Genomic DNA, 1748 nt, shown 5'->3' with positions numbered 1-1748 from the left:
AAGACGGGCACTGTTCAGACGCCGGGCGGCGGGGCGAAGCCCGCTGGCAAGCCGGCGCCGGCCAACAGCGCGATGGCGGAGGCGCTGCGGGCTGCAGGTCTGGCGCCCCGGGAGTAGCTGACCGCTACACCGCGATCCTGTCCGGGTTGCTCCCGATCCGGTCCGGCTTGCTCCCGATCCGGTCCGGCTTGCTCCCCGGACGTGCCGGCTCACCCCGAACCGGGGTGCTCCCGGACGCCAGTCCGCAAAGCCGCAGACACAGAAGAACCCCGCAACCCAAAAGGTTGCGGGGTTCTTTGCGTAGCCGGCCTTAGGCAGGCAGCTGCAGAACGTCGCCGGTGAAGATGAGGTCGGCGTGGATGAGGGTGTCGGCGTTGGCCTCGTAAAGGGCCTGCCAGCCACCTTCGATGCCGAGCTTCTCGGCAATGGTGCTCAGGGTGTCGCCGGACTCGATGGTGTAGGTGTCACCGGAGAGCTGAACGGCGGGAGCAGCGGGGGCTGCCGGGGCCTCGACAACGGGGGCCTCAACAACGGGTGCCTGGACCTGGACGGGAGCCTGGACCTGCGGTGCTGCCTGAACCTGGACGGGTGCCGGTGCGGCGGGGATCGGCGTCGGGTTGGCGCCGGCGGTCAGACCGAGCTTGGCCGAGCATGCGGGCCATGCGCCCCAGCCCTGGCCTGCCAGCACGCGCTCGGCAACAGCGATCTGCTGCTCGCGGCTGGCATCCTGAGGTGCGCCGGTGCCGCCGAAGCCGGCCCAGGTGGACGGAGTGAACTGCAGGCCGCCGGAGAAGCCGTTTCCGGTGTTGATGCCCCAGTCACCGCCGCTCTCGCACTGTGCAAGGGCGTCCCAGGTGCTGGCGGGAGCAGCGTTGGCTGCACCGGCCGATGCACCGAGACCAACACCGACGAGGGCGGCAGCTGCGAGGCCGCGGCGCGCGTTAAGGGTAAGTTTCTGGTTCTTCATGTGGGTACGATGCTCCAAAAGGCCACCTGCACTCGTTCCGTCCCCGGACATCTTTGCGCCGTTGCTCACCCTTGACTGATCAGTGGTCTTGTCTGTGGTGTCTGCCGGACGAGCAACGTGCGGTGGAGGGGCAGCACCAGGGCATTATGTGGCAGACGTTCAAAACGCCGTCTGCTTTGTGGTTTCCCAAAACGGGTACCCGTCAACCGTAGAGGAATTACTAATCGTTTCCAAATCGAGATGTTTCGGTGCTTGACGAAAAGCCCTCCACGCGCTTGCAGCCGGACTGGGCTAAACCACGCCGTCCACTGTAAAACATAGGAATGGACGCGCACCAGATCATCACCTGTGAAATTCCCATGAGGTGGGGAGACATGGACGCCTACGGGCACATCAACAATGTGCAGGTGGTGCGGCTGCTCGAGGAAGCCCGCATCCATGCGTTCGGCCCTCCGGGAGGCACGGCAGCGCTGGGCCAGGATCCGCCGGTTCCGCTGTTCTCATCGGTGGCCGCGGGGGTTCAGGCGCTGGTGGTGGAGCATCGCATCAAATACACGGCCACCCTTGACTACCGGAACCTGCCACTGAAGATCCGGGTGTGGATTGCCAACCTGGGGGCGGCGAGCCTGGACATCGCCTATCGCATCCATGATCCGCACGCCGACCGGCTGTGCGTGAAGGCCCAGACCACTCTGGCCTTCATTGACGGTGCGTCGGGTTCCCTGCTGCGCATCACCCAGGAGCAGAAGCGGCAGGTGGCTCCCTACGTCGGGCCGAGCCT

At 65.8% G+C, this 1748-nt stretch carries 2 protein-coding genes; one reads left to right on the top strand and one right to left on the bottom strand.

Annotation, left to right across the window (positions count from 1 at the left end):
• Positions 1-310: 310 nt before the first annotated feature.
• Positions 311-967: a transglycosylase family protein gene (locus X803_RS0107145; RefSeq protein WP_026544612.1), complete on the bottom strand. Its 657-nt coding sequence runs from the start codon at positions 965-967 to the stop codon at positions 311-313.
• A gap of 323 nt (positions 968-1290) precedes the next feature.
• Here X803_RS0107145 and X803_RS0107140 point away from each other — a divergent pair.
• A partial coding sequence (locus tag X803_RS0107140) for an acyl-CoA thioesterase (protein ID WP_026544611.1) occupies positions 1291-1748 on the top strand: 458 nt, incomplete at its 3' end.

The organism is Arthrobacter sp. 35/47, from assembly GCF_000520475.1.
GTDB lineage: Bacteria > Actinomycetota > Actinomycetes > Actinomycetales > Micrococcaceae > Arthrobacter_D > Arthrobacter_D subterraneus.
Note: the sequence above shows the minus strand (reverse complement) of the source record. Positions and strands in the feature narration are given on the sequence as shown.